This is a genomic window from Trinickia dabaoshanensis (assembly GCF_002879885.1).
In the GTDB taxonomy this organism is placed as follows: Bacteria; Pseudomonadota; Gammaproteobacteria; order Burkholderiales; family Burkholderiaceae; genus Trinickia; species Trinickia dabaoshanensis.
On the sequence record NZ_PNYA01000003.1, the window covers coordinates 252,735 to 272,544 of the forward strand.

Annotated in this window: 16 protein-coding genes; 7 read left to right on the plus strand and 9 right to left on the minus strand. The window is 64.4% G+C overall.

Features of this window, described 5'->3' with window-relative positions; genetic code table 11:
- The first annotated feature begins 121 nt into the window (after nt 1-121).
- Complete coding sequence (gene bamE, locus C0Z18_RS04840) at nt 122-469, plus strand: outer membrane protein assembly factor BamE domain-containing protein (protein WP_102644228.1); 348 nt, start codon at nt 122-124, stop codon at nt 467-469.
- A 224-nt stretch (nt 470-693) separates the two neighbouring features.
- Nucleotides 694-1,740, plus strand: coding sequence for a S1C family serine protease (locus C0Z18_RS04845; protein WP_102644229.1), 1,047 nt, complete (start codon nt 694-696; stop codon nt 1,738-1,740).
- Nucleotides 1,741-1,743: 3 nt separating this feature from the next.
- Here C0Z18_RS04845 and C0Z18_RS04850 read toward each other — a convergent pair whose 3' ends face one another.
- Nucleotides 1,744-2,070: a hypothetical protein gene (locus C0Z18_RS04850; protein ID WP_102644230.1), complete on the minus strand. Its 327-nt coding sequence runs from the start codon at nt 2,068-2,070 to the stop codon at nt 1,744-1,746.
- 288 nt (nt 2,071-2,358) lie between these two features.
- Between C0Z18_RS04850 and C0Z18_RS04855 the strand changes: the two genes are divergently transcribed.
- Both C0Z18_RS04855 and C0Z18_RS04860 read left to right on the plus strand, forming a co-directional pair.
- Nucleotides 2,359-2,550: a hypothetical protein gene (locus C0Z18_RS04855; protein WP_199189388.1), complete on the plus strand. Its 192-nt coding sequence runs from the start codon at nt 2,359-2,361 to the stop codon at nt 2,548-2,550.
- Nucleotides 2,551-2,561: 11 nt separating this feature from the next.
- Nucleotides 2,562-2,762, plus strand: a complete 201-nt coding sequence (locus tag C0Z18_RS04860) for a hypothetical protein (RefSeq protein WP_146013935.1) — start codon at nt 2,562-2,564, stop codon at nt 2,760-2,762.
- Between the two features lie 36 nt (nt 2,763-2,798).
- Here the strand turns inward: C0Z18_RS04860 and C0Z18_RS04865 are convergent, their stop codons facing one another.
- Complete coding sequence (locus C0Z18_RS04865) at nt 2,799-5,231, minus strand: heavy metal translocating P-type ATPase (RefSeq protein ID WP_102644233.1); 2,433 nt, start codon at nt 5,229-5,231, stop codon at nt 2,799-2,801.
- Between the two features lie 84 nt (nt 5,232-5,315).
- On the opposite strand from C0Z18_RS04865, the gene cadR reads away from it, so the two are divergent.
- Nucleotides 5,316-5,747, plus strand: coding sequence for a Cd(II)/Pb(II)-responsive transcriptional regulator (gene cadR, locus C0Z18_RS04870; RefSeq protein WP_102644234.1), 432 nt, complete (start codon nt 5,316-5,318; stop codon nt 5,745-5,747).
- Nucleotides 5,748-5,776: 29 nt separating this feature from the next.
- Here cadR and C0Z18_RS04875 read toward each other — a convergent pair whose 3' ends face one another.
- The 4 genes from C0Z18_RS04875 to putA all read right to left on the minus strand — a co-directional run bounded on the left by C0Z18_RS04875 (nt 5,777) and on the right by putA (nt 13,194).
- On the minus strand, nt 5,777-6,577 hold the full coding sequence (locus C0Z18_RS04875; protein WP_102644235.1) for a transporter substrate-binding domain-containing protein: 801 nt from the start codon (nt 6,575-6,577) through the stop codon (nt 5,777-5,779).
- 23 nt (nt 6,578-6,600) lie between these two features.
- A complete protein-coding gene (locus C0Z18_RS04880) occupies nt 6,601-7,755 on the minus strand; it encodes a methionine aminotransferase (RefSeq protein ID WP_102644236.1) in 1,155 nt (384 codons plus the stop codon).
- 251 nt (nt 7,756-8,006) lie between these two features.
- Nucleotides 8,007-9,155: a branched-chain amino acid ABC transporter substrate-binding protein gene (locus C0Z18_RS04885; protein ID WP_102644237.1), complete on the minus strand. Its 1,149-nt coding sequence runs from the start codon at nt 9,153-9,155 to the stop codon at nt 8,007-8,009.
- An 85-nt stretch (nt 9,156-9,240) separates the two neighbouring features.
- The gene (gene putA / locus C0Z18_RS04890) at nt 9,241-13,194 is read right to left on the minus strand and encodes a trifunctional transcriptional regulator/proline dehydrogenase/L-glutamate gamma-semialdehyde dehydrogenase (RefSeq protein WP_102644238.1); all 3,954 of its coding nucleotides are present in this window, start codon (nt 13,192-13,194) and stop codon (nt 9,241-9,243) included.
- 288 nt (nt 13,195-13,482) lie between these two features.
- Between putA and C0Z18_RS32885 the strand changes: the two genes are divergently transcribed.
- Entirely contained in the window at nt 13,483-13,656 is a 174-nt protein-coding gene (locus C0Z18_RS32885; protein WP_158244198.1) for a hypothetical protein, read from the plus strand.
- Nucleotides 13,657-14,054: 398 nt separating this feature from the next.
- On the opposite strand, the gene C0Z18_RS04895 is transcribed toward C0Z18_RS32885, so the two are convergent.
- Together C0Z18_RS04895 and hemE are read right to left on the minus strand one after the other, a co-directional pair.
- Entirely contained in the window at nt 14,055-16,304 is a 2,250-nt protein-coding gene (locus tag C0Z18_RS04895) for a primosomal protein N' (protein WP_102644239.1), read from the minus strand.
- Nucleotides 16,305-16,766: 462 nt separating this feature from the next.
- On the minus strand, nt 16,767-17,864 hold the full coding sequence (gene hemE / locus C0Z18_RS04900) for a uroporphyrinogen decarboxylase (RefSeq protein ID WP_102644240.1): 1,098 nt from the start codon (nt 17,862-17,864) through the stop codon (nt 16,767-16,769).
- A 180-nt stretch (nt 17,865-18,044) separates the two neighbouring features.
- Here hemE and C0Z18_RS04905 point away from each other — a divergent pair, with 180 nt between their 5' ends.
- Entirely contained in the window at nt 18,045-18,857 is an 813-nt protein-coding gene (locus tag C0Z18_RS04905) for a transporter substrate-binding domain-containing protein (RefSeq protein WP_102644338.1), read from the plus strand.
- 40 nt (nt 18,858-18,897) lie between these two features.
- Here the strand turns inward: C0Z18_RS04905 and C0Z18_RS04910 are convergent, their stop codons facing one another.
- Entirely contained in the window at nt 18,898-19,377 is a 480-nt protein-coding gene (locus C0Z18_RS04910; protein ID WP_102644241.1) for a CoA-binding protein, read from the minus strand.
- Nucleotides 19,378-19,810 lie beyond the last annotated feature (433 nt).

A 19,810-nucleotide genomic window follows, 5' to 3' on the forward strand; every position in this document is an offset into this window, starting at 1 on the left:
GACAGTGCGATGCCCTAAAGTTTTGCCGATCCTTGCCGATATCTACACACGGCGTGAACGAGAAACAGGTTCACCTGCCGCCGTGTCACAAGAATAACTCTGTAAGCAAAGGCCAAACTTCATGAAAAAAATCGTCGCATGCGCGCTCGTCGCAGTTGCAGCCACCTTGACGTTGGGTGGCTGTGTTACGGGCAACGCGTCAATCACGGATGAACAAAAAGTTTCGTCCATTCAAATCGGGAAATCGACGATGCAAGACGTCGAGCGCACGCTCGGCAAGCCGGGCGATGTCGAATTGCAGCAAGGCGGCGAGCAAGTCTGGACGTATCAGACCGTCAAGACCACTGCCATGGCGTTTATTCCCATCGCCAATATGATGGGCAAGTCGGAAGAGGAGCATAACCTGACCGTGCGCTTCAACAAGAAGGGTATCGTCACCGCCTTGGGCCGCGGGCAGCACAATATGTAAGCTCGGTAGGTCGAGATGAAAGCATGAAGCCTGTCACTGCCAACGCGCGGTTACAGGCCTTTTTATTGGATCGGAGGATGATGGCCATCTACCTCCTGCCAGCTTACGGGGCCCCATCATCCGCCCATCGCACGGCATCGATCTCAGGCTGCCTAGCCGCCCCTTGAAAAACCCCACTATCACCCCGCATCTTCGCGCCTCCTCCCATTTGGAGAACGACGATCATGGGAAGCCGGCCCTCCTTCATCGATGACCTCGCCCGCACCCCGCCCGTGCCGGGCGGCGAGTCCGCGAACGACGTCATTGCCGATCGTGACGACGCCTTGCTCGATGCCTACTCGCGCACCGTCATCAATGCACTCGAACGCGTTCAGCAAGCCGTCGTTTTTGTCTCCGTCGAGCGAACGCTCCCCGGCAAGAACGAGCGGCACGCGGGCACCGGGTCCGGTTTCCTGTTCACCCCCGACGGCTACGCGCTGACCAACAGCCACGTCGTACATGGCGCCACCGCGATTCGCGTCACGCTTGCCGACGGCTCGAATCACGAAGCCAGCCTCGTCGGCGACGATCCGAGTACCGACCTCGCCGTGCTCAGAATCGGCTCCGCCGAGCCCCTGCCGCACGCCGAACTCGGCGAATCGTCGAAGCTGCGCGTCGGCCAAATCGCCATCGCGGTCGGCAACCCGCTCGGGCTCGCTCAGACGGTCACCACGGGCGTCGTCTCCGCGCTCGGACGCTCGCTGCGCTCGGCCTCGGGCCGCATGATCTACGACGTGATTCAAACCGATGCGGCCCTGAACCCCGGCAACTCGGGCGGCCCGCTCGTCAATTCGGCAGGCCAGGTCATCGGCGTGAATACGGCCATCATTCCGGGCGCGCAGGCCATTTGCTTCGCCACCGCGATCGATACCGCGAAGTGGGTCATCATGCAGTTGTTCGCGCATGGGCGGGTACGGCGCGCCTACATCGGCGTGGCCGGTACAGCCGTGCCGATCGCACGCAAGGCGCAGCGCTATTTCGGCTTGGAGACGGCCAGCGGGGTGCGCGTGATGGAAGTGGGCAAAGGCAGCCCAGCCGCACTGGGCGGGCTACGTGTCGACGATACGATCGTCGCCATAGACGGCGTCGCCGTGGACGGCATCGACGCGCTGCAACGCGTACTCGATGCTTCGAAGATCGATCGTACCGTCGAGATCATCGTACTGCGATTAACGCAAAAGCTCACTTTACGCGTCACGCCGACCGAGCCGGCCTCGACGCGTTCAGCTTGAGCCTCAATGCAACTGGCGTTTCAGGTCCGACAACTCGGAATGCATCGTCGAGACGGCGCGCTTCAGTTCACCGTCGACGTTGCCCGCTTGCCGGCAAGCACGCTCGGCGCGATCGCCCATTTGTTCCAGCGAGTCGATGCATTCGCGCATCCGTTCCTCGTCCTGCGATTTCATCGCCGATTGTGCCGTCCGGCATTGTTTGTCGAGTTCCTCGACGCAATTTTTCAAATCTTGCGGCACCGACTGTGCGCTCTGACAACTGCGCGTCGCTTCGCTGATCGTTTGCTGAATGTGAGAAAACCGCTTTTGAATTTCGCTACTTTGCAGCATGGTCAACTCCTTTACGAACCGGTCTTCGATGAGCCTCGGCAATCCGAATGCGATTGCCCCCAGTCGTCATTTGCCCGCCTCGCCGGCCAAGCTCGGCGCCGCCTGACGTCGAACTCGACGAAGCGGCGAATGGCGCTTCCAGTGTAGGCGATTCGTCCGATGAAGCAGCGGCCGGGTGCCGCGCACACGCGGACCGGGACGTCGCTTCGTGCTTAAAGGGTCGTGTCCCGGCGTACAATTTTCGCCGCAGCTCCCCTTCCCCTCCCCGTTCCCCGTGAGGAGTCTTCGATGATGCGGCCGTTCTCGTTGCTCTTTCTGCTTCTCGTTATCATCCCGCTCTGGCGCATCTGCCAACGCGCTGGCTTTCACGGCGCGCTTTCGCTGCTGGCCCTCATTCCGGTGATCGGCACGCTCATCGTCGGCGCCGTGCTGTCGTTCGGCGAATGGCGAGCCCCGAAATCCCGTACCGGCAACTTTTAAGGAGCCTGACCATGGGTATGTACTGGATGCCGTACCGGGTGATCCCGCTCTTCGCGTTGCTCGCGCTGTGCACGTGCCTCATCTACATTCCGGCGGTACGCAAGGCGGGGTTCTCGGGCTGGTGGGCCGTGGCCTCGATCATCCCGGTGGTCGGCATCGTGTTGCTCTGGATTTTTGCCTTCACGCGATGGCCCGCGCAGCCCGAGCGCTAAGTATGTTATCGAGGCCGATGCGACCTCGGGTGAGCTTCATCGCCGCAACAGCCGCAATCCGTTCGCGACGACGATGAGGCTCGCACCCGCATCGGCAAATACGGCCATCCACATCGTGCCGAGCCCGGCGAGCGTCAGCGCCAAGAAGATCACTTTGATCGTCAGCGCAAACACGATGTTTTGCACGAGCACCGCGTAGGTGGACCGCGATAACCGCACGAATGCGGGGATCTTGCGCAAGTCGTCGTCCATCAGCGCTACGTCGGCGGTCTCGATTGCCGCGTCGCTGCCCATCGCGCCCATCGCAAAGCCGATTCGCGCGCGCGCGAGGGCCGGTGCGTCGTTGATGCCGTCGCCCACCATGCCCACCGCGGTGCCGTCCGCCGCGAGCGAGTCGATAGCGCGCAGTTTGTCCTCGGGCAACTGGTCGCCGCGCGCATCGTCGATGCCCACCTCCGCCGCGATCGCGCGCGCCGTATGCGCGTTGTCCCCCGTCAGCATCGCCGTGCGAATCCCGAGGGCGTGCAACTGGGCCAACGCCGCGCGACTCGTCGGCTTGATGGTGTCCGCCACGGCCAATAACGCCAGCACGTTCGTCTCGTCCATCAGCAAAACGACCGATCGGCCCAAGCGTTCGAGTTCCTCCGCTCGTAACGCGATGGCCTGCGTCGTGCATCCTCGCTCGCGAGCAAGCCGCGTGTTACCGAGCCAATAACGCTTACCGTCGACCACACCCGCCACACCGCGACCGGGCAACGCCTCGAAGCTGTCGACGGCAGGTATCGCATCGTCATCATGCCCAGCGTGCACGGGCACAGCCGCGCCCGCGATCGCCCGCGATACCGGGTGATCGGACCGCCCCGCGAGGGCAGCCGCGATACGACGCCACTGAGCGGGCGGCACGCCGGCCTGCGGTTCGAAATCGGTCAGCGCCGGCGCGCCCGTCGTGATCGTGCCCGTCTTGTCGAGAGCGAGCCATCGGAGCTTGCGTCCTTCCTCGAGGTACACGCCGCCCTTGATCAGAATGCCGCGCCGCGCGGCGGCCGCCAGTCCGCTCACGATCGTGACGGGCGTGGAGATGACGAGCGCACAAGGGCACGCAATGACGAGCATCACCAATGCACGGTAGACCCACTCGCGCCATGCACCGCCGGCCAGCAGCGGCGGAGCCACCGCCACGAGCAAGGCGCAAGCGAAAACGATCGGCGTATAGACGCGGGCGAAACGATCGACGAACCGTTGCGTCGGCGCGCGGTTGCCCTGCGCCTGCTCGACCGCGTGGATGATGCGCGCGAGCGTCGTCCCCTCGGTGGATGCGCTCACGCGATATTCGAACGAACCGGCCTCGTTGATGGTGCCCGCGAAGACAGCGTCGCCCGGCCCCTTGTCCACCGGCAAGCTCTCGCCGGTGATCGGCGCTTGGTTGACGCTCGATTGGCCGGCGACGATTTCACCATCGAGCGCGATGCGCTCACCGGGCGCCACCCGTACGCGCGCCCCGATCGGCACGGTCTTCGCCTCGACGCTCACCCAACTGCCATCGCCTCGTTGTACGGTTGCGTTCTCGGGCGCCAACTTCATCAACGACCGGATCGCGTTGCGCGCGCGATCGAGCGACATCGCCTCGATTCTCTCCGCGAGGGCGAACAGCACCATGACCATCGCCGCCTCCGGCCACTGGCGCAGGATCATCGCGCCCGTCACGGCGATGCTCATCAACGCGTTGATATTCAGGTTGCCGTTTCGAATCGCAATCCAGCCCTTGCGGTACGTGCTCAGGCCGCTCAACGCGAGCGCGAGGCCCGCGCAGCCGCCAGCGAGCCACGGCGACACGCCGAACCAGGTTGCCGCTTCCGAGACCAATGCCGCCAGGGCTGCCAATGCGAGCGGCCACCAAGGGCGCGCCGGCTCGGCAACGGGTTGCGCGCCCGACGCCGCATCGGGAACCTCCGGCACGAAGCCGAGCGAGCGGATCGCGCTCAGGATCGCGGGCTCCGCGCCCGGCGCATGCACGACCGTCAGCGTGCGCTGCATCAGGTTGAACGAAAGGCCCGTCACGCCGGTCATGTCGCCGAGCTTGCCGCGAATGAGCGCCTCCTCGGTGGGGCAATCCATCTGCATGATCCGGATCGTCGTTTGTGTGCCGTCGGCGCGCCGAGTCGCCGCGGGCAGCGGCGCGAGCGCCGGCGCCTCGTGCGCGCAACACCCTCCATGCTCGTGCTCGTGCTCGTGCTCGTGCTCGTGCTCGTGCTCGTGCTCGTGCTCGTGCTCGTGCTCGTGCTCGTGCTCGTGCTCGTGCTCGTGCTCATGCTCGTGCGAATGACTGTGCCCGCAATCGTGGTGCGACGCATGTCGATGATGCTCGGCCGTGCGAACGCCCAGCTCAGGTGTGTGCTCACTTTCCACGGTGAGGGCGGTGGGCCGCTGCTCTACGCTGTCTGCTGGATGCGCGCGATGCGATCGCGTCATGAAAAAGTCCTCGGAAAACCATTGGAGTACAGTAAACACCTTGTAGCCACTCCAAGGTCAACCCACGACCGCAGCGAGCCTGTCATGAAAATCGGCGAATTGGCGAAAGCCGCCCATTGCACGACCGAAACGATCCGCTTCTACGAGAAAGAGGGATTGATGCCGGATGCCGAGCGCACGGATGCGAATTACCGCAGCTACGGCCCGGAGCACATCGAGCGTCTGCGTTTCATTCGCAACTGTCGCGCGCTCGACATGACGCACGACGAAATCCGCATGCTGCTACGTTTGATGGATCGTCACTCCGACCGCTGCGAATCGATCGACGCGCTGCTCGATGCGCACATCGGCCACGTCGACACGCGGCTGGCCGAACTCCAGCACCTAAAGGCCCAGTTGATCGAGTTGCGCGTGCAATGCAACGGCGAAGGTACCGTCGATGCGTGCGGCATCGTTCACGGGCTCGCCGCGATGGAAACACTGCCCGCGCCCACGAAGCGAACCCACGTGGGCTGAGCGATGCGCGGCGTATCCGCCGCGCATGCCTACTTCACCGAGACGTCGATATCGCCGAGATACTTGCGCGCGAGCGCCTTCACGACGCCATCGGCTTGCAGCTTTTCGATGGCCGCGTCGAGTCGTGTGCGCAACGCGTCGTCGCCGCGGCGAATGCCGAAGGCGATGCCGCTGCCGAGTATCTTCTCGTCGCGTACGGGTTGCCCGACGAAGGTGAAGCCTTTTCCATCGGGCCGCGACAAGAAGCCTTTCTGGCCCGCGGGCGCCAATACGAGCGTTGCGTCGAGCCGGCCCGCGACGAGATCGGCGTAGACCTGGTTTTGATCCTGATACGAGACGACGTCGACCCCTGCCGGCGCCCAATGCGCCTTCGCATAAGCCTCTTGAATCGAGCCTTGCAGCACACCCACGTGTTTTCCCTTCAGCGATTCGGCCGTCGCAGCCAGCCCGCTATCGGCGCGTGCGATCAACTGCGTCGGCACGCGATAGATGACGGTCGTGAAATCGATCGCCTGTCGACGCTGAGCAGTCGCGTTCATCGCGGAGTTGATCGCATCGAACTTGCGTCCTTGCAAGGCGGGGATCAGCCCGTCGAACGAGGTCTCGACCCAGGTGCACGTAAGGTGCGCCTGATTGCAGACGGCCTTGCCGATGTCGACGTCGAGTCCTTGCAGATGTCCGTTCGCATCTTTCGATTCGAACGGCGGGTACTGCGCCTCGATGCCGAAACGCATCGAGGACGGGTCGGCCCACGCAGGCGCCGCTATACCGGGCGCGAATAAGCTTGCCAATACGCAGGCAAGCGCCAGCCATCCTTTCGTTCGTTTCATGCTGCATCTCTCCTGTAGTCTGCTCATACCGCGCAAAGCCGGCGCGCGCCGTCGAGAAGGGTGGTGTCGTCCTTCGAAAAGCTGAGACGAATCACGCCCGTGTCGGTGCCGTCCGTATAGAACGCCGAGAGTGGAATCGTCGCCACACCAACGTCGCGAATGAGGCGTTGGACGAAGTCGCTATCGCGCTCGTCGGAGAACGACCGGAAACGCGCCAGCATGAAAAAGCTGCCGCGGCTCGGCAAGAGTTCGAAACGTGACGGCGCGAGCGCTTGTGCCAGCAAATCGCGCTTACGCGCGTAGAAGGCGGCCAATCCGAGGTAATTGCCGGGCTCGGCCAACGCATCGGCTAGCGCGTATTGCATCGGCGTATCCGCCGAAAACATCATGAATTGATGCACCTTGCGGATCTCGGCCATCAACCGGGCAGGAGCCAGGCAATAGCCCACGCGCCAGCCCGTCACGTGATGCGTCTTGCCGAACGACGACACGACGACGCTACGCTCGGCCAACGCCGGATGCCGCGCCATGCTGTGATGCAACGCACCGTCGAATACGACGTGCTCGTAGACCTCGTCGGACAGCACGACAATGGGCGTATCCTCGATGAGCGCCCTCAAGCGCACGATGTCGTGCTCGTCGAAAATCGTCGCACTAGGGTTATGCGGCGTGTTGACGATGATCATGCGCGTGCGCGGCGTAATCACGGCGCCAACGGCATCCCAATCGATACTGAAATCGTGCGGCGATAGTTTGATGGCCACGGGCGTAGCGCCTTGCAGCCGAACGATCGGTGCGTAGCTATCGAACGACGGCTCGAAGTAGATGACTTCGTCGCCCGGGTGCACGAGCGCGCTGATCGTCGCATACAGGCCCTCGCTCGCGCTGGCGACGACCGTCACCTCGCGAGCCGCGTCGTAGCGTGCGCCGTAGAGACGTTCGACTTTCTCGGCGACGGCCTCGCGCAAGCGATCGATACCCGCCATCGGCGCGTACTGGTTGTGTCCGCTACGCATCGCCACCGCCGCCGCTTCGATGAGGGCCGAGTCGGGAGCGAAATTCGGCGCCCCTTGCGACAGGTTCACCGCATCGTATTGGGCCGCGAGCTGGCCGATGACGGTAAAGATCGTGGTGCCCACGTCGGGCAGCTTCGAGCGGGGCTCGAGGGCGCTTCGCATCTGCTCTCCTTGCACATTCCCCGGCGCGGCGCGGGTCGCCTGCCTTGCATTGCGCGTGGATAGAGATTTAGCCTCGACGAAACGGCGCGGACAATCGAAACTTCGTCATACGTGCCATGCGTTTTACTCATGAGGTGCGCCCGGCGCCCGGCGCGGCAAAAATAAAGCCCCGCGCGACTTTCGTCCGCGGGGCTTTCAGCGCGCGCCGGTCAGGCGGCGCGCTCAGCGAGAGGCGACTAAATTATTTTGAATTACTTGGCGCCGATGCTTTGCAGCGCCTTCCATTGGCCGTTTTCGGCCTTGTAGATCGTGATGCCGCCGTTCTTCAAGTCGCCGTGTTCGTCATAGGCGAGGTGCGTCGTCGTCACGCCGGGCATCTCGGTCTTTGCGAGCGCCGGCAGGTACTTCGCCGGATCGGTCGAGTTGGCCTTCTTCATGGCCGTCAAGAGCGCCATCGTGCCGTCGTAAGCATACGGCGAGTACGTTTCGACGTCCGTGCCGAACATCTTCTTGTACTTCGCGACGTATTGGCTGCCGCCAGGCATGTCCGACAGCGGCAGGCCGGCGAGCGATGCATACGTACCGTCGGCGGCGGGGCCGGCGATCTTCAGGAAATCAGGCGTATGCAGCATTTCGCCGCCCATCAGCGGGGCCTTGATAGCCAGCGACTTCATCTGCTTGGCCATCGGCGCAGCTTGCGAGTCGGCGCCGCCGAAATAGATCAGATCGGGGTTGGCGGCCTTCAGCTTCGTCAAGATGCCCTTGAAGTCGACAGCCTTGTCGTTCGTGAACTCGCGGTCGACGATCGTCGCGCCGGCAGCCTTCGCGGCCTTGGCGAATTGATCGGCAAGACCTTGGCCGTAGGCCGTGCGGTCGTCGACGATCGCGATCTTCTTCATGTTCAGGTTCTTCACCGCGAACGTGCCCGCGACCGACCCTTGCTGCGTGTCGGAGGTCATCATGCGGAACGTCGTCTTGAAGCCTTGTTGCGTGTACTCGGGCGCCGTGGCCATCGCAACTTCGGGGATGCCCGCGTTCGCGTAAATACGCGAAGCCGGGATCGTCGTACCCGAGTTGAAGTGACCGATCATGCCCTTGATGCCGTCGTCGACGAGCTTTTGCGCCACGGTCGTACCCGTGCGCGGGTCGGCTTGGTCGTCGGCCGAGTCGAGCACGAACTCGACTTGCTTGCCGCCGATCACGGGCTTGGTCGCGTTCATGTCGGCGATCGCGAGCTTCACGCCGTTTTGGAAGTCCGCGCCATAGTGCGCTTGCGCGCCAGTCATCGGGCCGGCAAAACCGATCTTCACTTGTTCAGCTTGCTGTGCGTTTGCGGTCCCCACCAGCGACATTGCCGCAACGAGCGTCGCGCCTGCCAGCGTTTTCATTTTGTGCTGCATAGCTTCTCCTAGATACCAAGGTAGTTGGAAGCGGCTGCGGGGTGGCCGCGACGCTCCCGGTTTTGAATCCATCGGCAAGGGTTGCTCAGCCGATCGTCATCAAATTCGCATTGCCGCCCGCGGCCGCCGTATTCACGCTGACGGAACGCTCCGTCAGCAACCGCTCGAGCGCGTAATCTTCGTCGCCGTTTTCCAATGCGCGCGTCGAGACGCCCTGCACGGAGACGATCGGCCCCGGACGTTTGGCCACTTCGCGTACGAGCGATAGCAACTCGTCGCTATCGCCCTCGAACAGCACCGCATCGATGCGCGCCTCGCCGCCCTTTTGCACTTCGGCGAAGGCCTTGAGCTGCGCGGGCAGCGCCGCGACGAGCGCCTCGCCGGCGGCACCCGAGAACAATGCCCGGTTACCCGTGGCGAGTACCGCCGCGAATTGCGCACGCGCGCCGCTCGCCGTCGAAGGCACGCAGGATACCGTGCCGCGAGCGCCGAGAGTATAGGTGTTGCGCTCGCCCGTCGGCCCCGGCAATACAGCCGTCGCGCCGGCCGGCATGTTTGCGAGATAGCCGTCGCAGCGTGCCGCGATGGCAGGCTGCCGCTCGGCGATGAGCCAGTCACGCAATGCGGTCAGCGCGGCGCGCGGCGAGAGCGGTGCATCGCTCTTGTCTTGCTCGCTCGCGCCGTCGGCGATGAGCGAGGCCGCCAGCGACTTCGGCAAACCGGACGGACGCTTCGCCAACAAGCGCTGCAAATAAAGCGCGCCGCCGGCCTTCGGACCGGTGCCCGAGAGCCCCTCGCCGCCGAACGGCTGCACGCCCACCACGGCGCCGATCACATTGCGATTGACGTAGATGTTGCCCACGTGCGCGCGCGAAATGACGTGCGCGATCGTTTCGTCGATCCGGGTGTGGATGCCGAGCGTCAGGCCGTAGCCGGTTGCGCGGATTTGCTCGAGCAACTTGTCGAGACCGCTGCGACGATAGCGGATCACGTGCAACACCGGGCCGAACACTTCGCGCTTCAACTCGTCGATGCTGTCGAGCTCGATCAACGTCGGAGGCACGAACGTGCCGTGCGCGCAGGCATCGGTCAGCGGCAGTTGCGTGACCGTACGCCCTTTCTCGCGCAGTGCCGCCACGTGGGTGTCGATCGTGCGCTTCGCTTCGGCGTCGATGACGGGGCCGACGTCCGTCGATAAGCGATCGGGGTTGCCGAGCGCGAGTTCGTGCATCGCGCCCTTGAGCATCGTCAACGTGCGATCGGCCACGTCGTCCTGCAGGCACAGCACGCGCAGCGCCGAGCAGCGCTGACCGGCCGAATCGAAGGCCGATTGCATCACGTCGGCAACGACCTGCTCGGCGAGCGCCGACGAATCGACGATCATTGCGTTTTGCCCGCCCGTTTCCGCGATCAGCGGGATCGGCTTGCCTTCCGGATCGAGTCGATCGGCGAGCGTCTTGTTGATGAGGCGCGCCACTTCCGTCGAGCCCGTGAACATGACGGCACGCGTACGCATATCGCCAACCAGCGCCGCGCCGACGGTCTCGCCGTCGCCGGGCAGCAGTTGCACGGCGCCGGCCGGCACACCGGCTTCACGCAGCAGACGCACGGCCTGCGCGGCGATCAGCGGCGTTTGCTCCGCGGGTTTCGCGAGTACCGTGTTGCCCGCTGCGAGCGCGGCCGCTACTTGCCCCATGAAGATGGCGAGCGGGAAATTCCACGGGCTAATGCACACCACGGGGCCGAGCGGACGATGCGTGTCGTTCGAGAACTCCTCGCGGATCTGCGCCGAGTAGTAGCGCAGGAAATCGACGGCCTCGCGAATCTCCGCGATCGCGTTCGGCAAGGACTTGCCGGCTTCGCGCACGATGAGCCCCATCAGCGTATGCATTTGCGCTTCGAGCAAGTCGGCCGCGCGCGCAAGGCAATCGGCGCGTGCGAACACGGGCGTGGCTTGCCAGATCGGCGCGGCGGCAACCGCGGCGGCCAGGGCCGCGTGGACGTCGTCGCGCGTTGCTTCGACGACCGTGCCGACGATATCGCGATGATCGGCCGGGTTGCGCACGACGTGCTCGCTGCGGCCCGCCGTGCTCGATGCGGCCAATTCGCCGCTTTCGAGCATCGGCGCCGCGCGCCACGGATGATGCGCGCTCGCGAGTAGGGCCGAGGACAGCGAAGCGAGGCGATGCTCGTTCGACAGATCGAGGCCCATCGAATTCAGGCGCTCGCTGCCGAACAGATCGCGCGGCAGTGGGATCTTGGCGTGCGGGGCGCCGAGCGGCACGATCTTCGAGGCTTCGTCGACGGGATCGGTGACGAGCGAGGCAACCGGCACGGTCTCATCGGCGATGCGATTGACGAACGACGTGTTCGCGCCGTTCTCGAGCAAGCGGCGCACGAGGTACGCGAGCAGCGTTTCGTGCGTGCCGACGGGCGCGTAGATGCGGCAGGGACGATTGAGCTTCTCGCGGCCGGTGACCTCTTCGTACAGCGGTTCGCCCATGCCGTGCAGGCATTGGAACTCGTACTGCCCCGGGTAGTAATTCTGGCCCGCCAGATGATAGATGGCCGAGAGCGTATAGGCGTTGTGCGTGGCGAACTGCGGATACACGGCATCCGGCGCGCCGAGCAGTTTCTTCGCGCAAGCGACGTACGACACGTCGGTGTAGACCTTGCGCGTGTAGACGGGATAGCCTTCGAGGCCGTCGAGTTGCGCACGCTTGACTTCGCTGTCCCAGTACGCGCCCTTCACGAGGCGCACCATGATGCGGTGACGGCTGCGGCGCGCCAGATCGACGACGTAATCGATCACGAACGGGCAACGCTTCTGATACGCCTGCACGACGAAACCGATCCCGTTCCAGCCGGCGAGTTCGGCATCGAAACACAGCGCTTCGAGCAGATCGAGCGAGAGTTCGAGGCGGTCGGCTTCTTCCGCATCGATATTGAGGCCGATGTCGTAGCGGCGCGCGAGCACGGCGAGCGAGCGCACGCGCGGCAGCAATTCGGTCATCGTGCGTTCTTGCTGAGCGCGCGAGTAGCGCGGATGCAGCGCCGACAGCTTGATCGAAATGCCGGGGCCTTCGTAGATGCCGCGGCCGCCGGCTGCCTTGCCGATCGCGTGGATCGCTTGCTCGTAGGACGCGTAGTAGCGCTGCGCGTCTTCCTCTGTGGTGGCGGCTTCGCCGAGCATGTCGTACGAGTAGCGGAAACCACGCGCTTCGTACTTGCGGCTGTTCGCGAGGGCTTCCGAGATCGTTTCGCCCGTGACGAATTGCTCGCCCATCAGGCGCATCGCCATGTCCACGCCCTTGCGGATCAGCGGCTCGCCGCCCTTGCCGATCAAGCGCGTGAGCGCCGACGAAAGGCCCGCTTCGCTGTTGGTCGTCACGAGCTTGCCCGTGATCATGAGGCCCCAGGTGGCCGCGTTCACGAACAGGGACGGCGCGTGGCCGACGTGCGACTTCCAGTCGCCCTTGCTGATCTTGTCGCGAATGAGCGCATCGCGCGTGGCGCGATCGGGGATGCGCAGCAGCGCCTCGGCCAAGCACATCAGCGCGACGCCCTCCTGGCTCGACAGCGAAAACTCGTGGATCAGACCTTCGACGCCCCCGCCCGTGCGCTTGGCGCGCAAGGTCTCGACGAGCTTGGTCGCCATCTTGCCGACGTCCGCCGCGAGCGGCTCGGGCAAGCGCGCCTCGCCGATCAGGAACGGCACGCACTCGGGCTCGGGCCGGCGATACGCGGCGGTGATCGCCGCGCGCAGCACCGATTGCGGTTGCACGTTTTGCGCGAAATCGAGAAACGGATGCGGCGCACCGTCGTCCTCTTGCTCGGCGCCGGAACCCTCGCCGAGATCGCCCAGGCTCGACACGCCCGAGAGTTCAGGGGGCAACTGCCCATGTTCGATCTTTTCGAGATAAGCGAAGATCGCCTGCTTGATCAGCCAATGAGGGGTGCGCTCGAGACGAGCGGCAGCCTCTTTGAGGCGGGTGCGGAGGAGGTCGTCGACTTTGACGCCGAGTGTAGTGCTGGCCATGATTCCTTCGATCGCCGGCTATTGCGCCGGCCGATGACTAAAAAGTTGGCGGAATCGTACGCCTCCCAATAAAAAGGTGCAACCAAAATCCCGTCGCGGTTGCACCCCTTTGAAACCCTTTGCCGGCAAGGGTTGGCGGGAAACCGGCACCGGTTAGGCAACCCCGGTTGCGCTCGGTGTTTTCCCTGACGAGAAAAGGTTCCAGCACCCCTACGCCAAGGCTGAGGAATGCCGTTAACGCAGGAAAGCGTTCTAGCGCACGGTAAGCGCCGGGAAAGGAGAGGCCAAATGGAAAAGTGGATCGTAATCGGCGGTGTATGGACGATGGCCGTGGTGTGCCTCGCGCTGTTCGTGCGCGGCGCGTCGCCGGCGCATAGCCGCGCGGTGGCACTAGCGCGCGTGCGTCGAGCCCGGCTCAAAGCCGAGGCGGCAAACGACGCGCTCGTCACGGAGCGCGGCTAGGGGCGGACCCAGCGTCCGCCGACAACAAGGGAGCGACTGCCTCGGATGCATCGGGACGCAACCGAGCGACAGGGGCGCTGGGCGTGGATCGTACCGCTCGCCTGACGCAAACGCATCAATTTCAGATCGCCCCCACCTCGAGGCCTATCATGATTTGCTCGAACGAAAGCCGGTCCTCCGCCCGCGATCGGAACACCGCACAACGCCGGCGCGGCCCATTCGCCGCTTGCGCGCGGCCTGTCGCCTCGCCGGCGCCCAGTTACTCGAACCGCGTGCGCACGCGGGCCCGCAACGCCCGTAGCCGGCTGCTTTACTGAGCCGCGGGCCGATCGCAAACTCTCCCGGTACGTCGCTCGGCGGCGCGCCGGGCGCCTGTCTCCCGTCCTCCAGCGCGCCGCTCAAATATCGAGCGGATCGACTTCCACGCTCCAGCGCAATACTCCCTTGAGCGATCGCAAGATCGGCTGCCATGCCCTGAGCGTGGCGAGCAGCGACGCGCGCGAGGCGCTTTCCACGAGCAACTGCGCACGGTGGACGTTCGCGACCTTGACGATCGTCATCGGCACGGCGTCGTAGACGGTCACGCGCTCCGCGAAGGGAATATCGGCCAATGCGGCGGCGGCTTGCGCAAGAAACGCCAACGCCGCCTCGAGCGTGCGCCCCTCGGCTCGCAGCAGCGCCTGATAAACGAACGGCGGCAAGCGCGCATCACGCCGCTCGGCGAGCGTGGCGGTCGCAAACCCCACATAGTCGTGGCGTCCGAGCGCGTGATAAAGCGCATGGCGCGGATAGCGTGTTTGGACGATCACTTCTCCGGGCAGCCCCGCCCGGCCGGCACGTCCGCTCACTTGCATGAGCTGCGCGAACAGCCGCTCGCCGGCCCGGAAGTCGTGCGAAAACAACGCGGTGTCCGCGTTGAGCACCCCGACGAGCGAGACGCGCTGAAAGTCGTGCCCCTTGGCGATCATCTGCGTGCCCACGAGGATATCCACCTCGCCCGCGTGCACGTTCGAAAACAAGGTCTGCGCGCTGCCTTTGCGGCGCGTGCTGTCGGCATCGATGCGCAATACGCGCGCGCCCGGCACGAGTGCCGATAGGGTTTCCTCGACGCGCTGCGTCCCGCGCCCGAGCGGTGCGATATCGATGTTGCCGCAATCGGGGCAGGACCGCGGCACGCGCGCCTCCCACCCGCAGTGGTGGCAGCGCAGCGCATGCTCGCTTTTATGCAACACCACGTAGGCGCTACAGCGCGGGCAGCCGGCGAGCCACCCGCAAGCGTCGCACGCGAGCACGGGCGCGTAACCGCGGCGATTCAAGAACACGAGGCTTTGCTCGCCGCGCTCCAGCCGCGCCTTGAGCGCGGCCACGAGCGGCCCCGAAATGCCGTCCACGCTGCCTCTGCCGCGGCGCCGCTCCTCTTCGAGATCGATGAGTCTCACGGACGGCAAGACGGCGTCGGCCACCGCACGCCTGGACAGCGAGAGCCGCCGGTAACGCCCCTGCTCCGCGTGCCACCAACTCTCGAGCGACGGCGTGGCCGATCCCAGCACCACCGCGATGCCGCGCTGCTTGGCCCGCCAAATCGCCAAATCGCGCGCGGAATAACGCAACCCTTCTTGTTGCTTATAGGCCGGCTCGTGTTCCTCGTCGACGACGATCAGCGCCAGCGCGGGCAACGAGGCGAGCACGGCCAGGCGCGTGCCCAGCACGATCCGCGCGCGGCCGGTATGCGCGGCGAGCCAGCTTCGGGCGCGCTCGCCGTCGGCCATGCCGCTATGCAACGTGACGATCGCGTCGCTCCCCGTCAGCATCGCGAAGCGGGCTCGGAACGCGGCTTCGAATTGCGGGGTTAGATTGATCTCAGGGACGAGCACGAGCGCTTGCGCCTGCGGAGCGCCCGCGAACAGCCGTTCGAGCGCGCGCAAATAGACCTCGGTCTTACCGCTGCCCGTCACCCCATGCAGCAGAAACGGTGAAAAGCCGCTCGATGCGGCGATTTCGTCGACGGCCTGGGTTTGCTCGTCCGTCAACGCCGGCCGCGCGATGGCTTGGCCTGCGTTGTCTAGCGCCTCGGGCGCCGCGGCGTCGGCGTCGGCGTCGATGTCGGTGTCGACCCACCCTTGCGCCTGCCACGCGGCCAACGTGGCACTCGCCTTCGCGTGCAGTGCGCGGGCATCCGAAAGATCGAGCGGGCCGGCGTCCACGAGCGCTTGCGCGAGCCGGCGTAGCGCCGCCGCGCGCGCGGGCAGCGCGTCCGGCAACGCCGAGCGGCCGGCGCTCGTTAGCCGGAAGCGCGGCTCGACGGCGAATAGCCGCACCCATCGCGCCGGATCGCGCAGCGCCTGAGGCAGCGCCGGCAAAGCGACTTCGCCGAGCGAGCGCTGATAGTAGTCGGCGGCAAAAGAAACGAGCTCGAGCCAGTCGGCTGCGAGCGGTGCGCAGCCGCTCAAGACCGATTCGACGTTGCGCACGCGCTCAGCCGGAACGTCGCTGTGAGCGCTCACTTCGACCACGAGCCCGACGACGCTTCGCTTGCCGAACGGCACGGCCACGAGGGTTCCCGGCGGCGGCGCGGGCGCGGCGCAGCGGTAATCGAATAGGGTCGGCAGCGGATGATCGAGCGCGACGCGGACGAAAGCGTCGCTCATGGCCTGTGGCTCCGCATCGCATCGGCTCGGCTCGCGACGCTCGCCTCTAGAATCCGGCGCGGTGCGGACGGCGTGAACTTAAAGTGAAACATGAGATTCGCCGCTAACCTCTGGATCTCGCTCGACTTTGCCGTCCGATCGTGACCGCCTGTGGATAACTTTGTTGAAAAGTAAGTCGACGGAACCGAACAAAGGCCGTCGCGCTAACATTCTGTGGGAAAACGCACATTTCCGCGCTCGGTCGCAAAGCCTTGCCTGTCAAGGCCTTCGCGCGTGGGGTACATGCTTTGCATGCCGGAGTCAACCACCCTAGGCTCTACCGCGCCGCAACGAGAGAAATGTGCATAAGTCAAGTCTTGACAAGTGCAAGACGACCCGGCGATGCCACTCGCCGGGCAATTCGCCCCCTAGATCGAGAGCCCACTCGGTTCCGCCCGGTTGCACCGCAGCAAAATTGTCAGATCATTGACCGCCGCCGCCGGAGCGCATGACCCGGCTGTAGCGGTGCACTTCGTCCACGAGCTCGGCGACGTGCTCGGGCGGAGCAAATTGCGAGATGCCGTGGCCGAGGTTGAAGACGTGGCCGGGATGGTTGCCGTAGCTGTCGAGCACCGCGCGCGCTTGCGCGCGCACGGCTTCGGGTGGCGCGAACAGCACCGACGGATCGAGGTTGCCCTGCAGTGCCACGCGCGCGCCGACGCGCTCCCGTGCGCGCGAGAGATTGACCGTCCAGTCCAAACCGACCGCGTCCACCCCGCACGCCGCAATCTCTTCGAGCCACAGCCCGCCGCCCTTCGTGAACGTAATCACCGGTACGCGGGCGCCGTCATGCTCGCGCACGAGGCGCCGCACGACCGCATCGATGTAATGCAACGAAAAACGTTGAAATATCCCGTCGGCGAGCGCCCCGCCCCACGTGTCGAAAATCATGACGGCCTGGGCCCCGGCCGCGATCTGCGCATTCAAATAGGCCGCGACGGCCTCGGCGTTGATTTCAAGAATGCGATGCATCAGATCGGGGCGAGCGTAAAGCATCGACTTGACCGTACGGAAGTCGTCCGAGCCCGCGCCTTCGACCATGTAGCACGCGAGTGTCCATGGACTGCCCGAAAACCCGATCAGCGGCACGCGCTGGCGCCCTTGGCCGTCGGTCAGCGCGCGGCGTATCGATTTGACGGCATCGGTCACATAACCGAGCGTGGCGTCGATATCGGGCACGCGCAAGCGCGCGACGTCTTGCTCCGTGCGCACGGGATGCGCGAAACGCGGCCCTTCGCCGGCCGCGAACGACAGGCCGAGCCCCATCGCGTCGGGCACCGTGAGAATGTCGGAGAACAAGATCGCCGCGTCGAGCGGAAAACGCTCGAGCGGTTGCAGCGTGACCTCGGTCGCGAAATCCGGGTTCTTGGCTAGACCGAGAAAGCTGCCCGCGCGCGAGCGCGTCGCGTTGTACTCGGGCAAGTAGCGGCCCGCCTGACGCATGAGCCAAATGGGCGTGTATTCGGTCGGCTGGCGCAGCAAGGCGCGCAGGAACGTATCGTTGAGCAAGGACGAGGGCACGTGGGTCAACCGCAAGGCGAGGCGAAAGAGACCGCCATTTTACCGGACGCGCGCGCCCGGATCCCGTCGAATGCTTGCCTTCGGGCCGGAACCGCCTGCGTCATTTTGGTACGGCTATCATCGAGCGGGGTGACGGGTCCCGATCGCCCGTCCGCATTCGAAGAACAATGGAGACATCGCATGAACCAGAAACGAATCGTAGGCAAGTGGCTCGGCGCAATCGCGCTCACGGCTTGCTGCTCAGGCGGCGCGTTCGCCCAGACGGCCCCGGCTCCGGCCGCCGTATCCGCGGGTTCGCGCCTGGAAGCCGTTCTCGCGCGGGGAACGCTGCGTGTGTGCACGACCGGCGATTACAAGCCCTACTCGTTTCTGAGGTCCGACGGGAAATTCGAGGGCATCGACATCGATATGGCCGAGTCGTTGGCGAAATCCTTGGGCGTTCAAGCCGAATACGTCAAGACGACGTGGTCGAACCTCATGAACGACTTTCTGGCGAAATGCGACGTTGCCGTGGGGGGTGTGTCGACATCGCTCGAACGTCAGAAGCGCGTATTTTTCACGCAACCGTACATGATCGACGGCAAAACGCCGATCGTGCGCTGCGGCGACGTCGAGAAATACCAAACGCTCGCGCAGATCGATCAGCCGGCCACACGCGTGATCGTCAATCCGGGCGGAACGAACGAGCGCTTCGCGAAGCAGTACTTCACGCACGCGAAGCTGACCGTCTATCCCGACAACGTCACGATTTTCAAGCAGATACTCGACGGCAAGGCCGACGTCATGGTGACGGATGCGTCCGAAACGCTGCTTCAGCAAAAGCTCAACCCGGGTCTATGCTCCGTGCATCCCGATAAGCCGTTTCAGTATGGAGAAAAGGCATACATGCTGCCGCAAGGCGACGTGACGTTCCAGCAGTACGTCGATCAGTGGTTGCACCTGTCACGCGAGACGGGACAGTTCCAGTCGATTTCAGACAAATGGCTCAAATGAAGGAAATGCGAGCGGGGGCCGGAACAGGCGCCCCGCTCGCTCAATCGGGCATGCGCGGCGATGGTGCGTTGGCGCGATGCGTCGCGCCGAAAAGCCGCTCGTGTTCTACCTTTACGCACACGTTCATGGCCACGTCGAGTCCCGCGGCGCTCGCCCGCGCAGCCGCCTCGTCGCTCACGACGCCCACTTGCATCCAGAGCGACTTCGCGCCGATCGCGATAGCTTGATCGGCCACGTCGACCGCCTGCTCCGGGCGGCGAAAGACGTCGACCATTTCGATGGCGGCCCCTTCCTGGGCGAGTGCTTGGGCGGCGTCGGCGAGCGTGGCGTAGCAGCGCTGACCCAACACGCCGGCCGTGTCGTTCGCATAGGCGGGATTGACGGGCACGATGCGATAGCCGTGCGATTGCATGTACGCGGCTACCGAGTGGCTCGGCCGGTAAGGATGCGTGGACAAGCCCACGACAGCGATCACTCGATCGCGATCGAGGATGCGTTTTAGGGTATCGGGCTCGTTCATTGTGTTGCTACATCGATTGGTAAAAATTATCGCCGCGCGCAACGCTCGGTCAAATTGCGTGCGGCGTCGGGTCGGAATGGGCATCTTAAGCCCACGATTGAGCAGACGAAACCGGCCAGTGCTATTTTTCCGATAAAATACCGACATGCAATTCAAGGCGCCATTTCGTTTCTTCTCATTGGTCGGAAATAGTGACGTAATTCCGCCCACAAACAAGTAAAAAATCCCGCAACGCCTTATCTGGCGGGCGTTACAACCTGAAACACTTTGTTACCGCGTGCCTTTCTCAATTCGCCCACAATGCCCCTCAACGGTTTCAACACGGATGTGTCGGCGTTTGGGTTGCTGCAAAATGAGATGCAGCAAAGCATGAGCCGATTGGCGACCGAATGGTTTCGGGCATCTCTGTTGGAGTCGTTGCCGCCACGCAGCA

Coding starts and splice junctions, on each gene's coding strand:
- bamE (WP_102644228.1), top strand. CDS start 122: ATGAAAAAAATCGTCGCATGCGCGCTCGTCGCAGTTGCAGCCACCTTG.
- C0Z18_RS04845 (WP_102644229.1), top strand. CDS start 694: ATGGGAAGCCGGCCCTCCTTCATCGATGACCTCGCCCGCACCCCGCCC.
- C0Z18_RS04850 (WP_102644230.1), bottom strand. CDS start 2,070: ATGCTGCAAAGTAGCGAAATTCAAAAGCGGTTTTCTCACATTCAGCAA.
- C0Z18_RS04855 (WP_199189388.1), top strand. CDS start 2,359: ATGATGCGGCCGTTCTCGTTGCTCTTTCTGCTTCTCGTTATCATCCCG.
- C0Z18_RS04860 (WP_146013935.1), top strand. CDS start 2,562: ATGGGTATGTACTGGATGCCGTACCGGGTGATCCCGCTCTTCGCGTTG.
- C0Z18_RS04865 (WP_102644233.1), bottom strand. CDS start 5,231: ATGACGCGATCGCATCGCGCGCATCCAGCAGACAGCGTAGAGCAGCGG.
- cadR (WP_102644234.1), top strand. CDS start 5,316: ATGAAAATCGGCGAATTGGCGAAAGCCGCCCATTGCACGACCGAAACG.
- C0Z18_RS04875 (WP_102644235.1), bottom strand. CDS start 6,577: ATGAAACGAACGAAAGGATGGCTGGCGCTTGCCTGCGTATTGGCAAGC.
- C0Z18_RS04880 (WP_102644236.1), bottom strand. CDS start 7,755: ATGCGAAGCGCCCTCGAGCCCCGCTCGAAGCTGCCCGACGTGGGCACC.
- C0Z18_RS04885 (WP_102644237.1), bottom strand. CDS start 9,155: ATGCAGCACAAAATGAAAACGCTGGCAGGCGCGACGCTCGTTGCGGCA.
- putA (WP_102644238.1), bottom strand. CDS start 13,194: ATGGCCAGCACTACACTCGGCGTCAAAGTCGACGACCTCCTCCGCACC.
- C0Z18_RS32885 (WP_158244198.1), top strand. CDS start 13,483: ATGGAAAAGTGGATCGTAATCGGCGGTGTATGGACGATGGCCGTGGTG.
- C0Z18_RS04895 (WP_102644239.1), bottom strand. CDS start 16,304: ATGAGCGACGCTTTCGTCCGCGTCGCGCTCGATCATCCGCTGCCGACC.
- C0Z18_RS04905 (WP_102644338.1), top strand. CDS start 18,045: ATGAACCAGAAACGAATCGTAGGCAAGTGGCTCGGCGCAATCGCGCTC.
- C0Z18_RS04910 (WP_102644241.1), bottom strand. CDS start 19,377: ATGAACGAGCCCGATACCCTAAAACGCATCCTCGATCGCGATCGAGTG.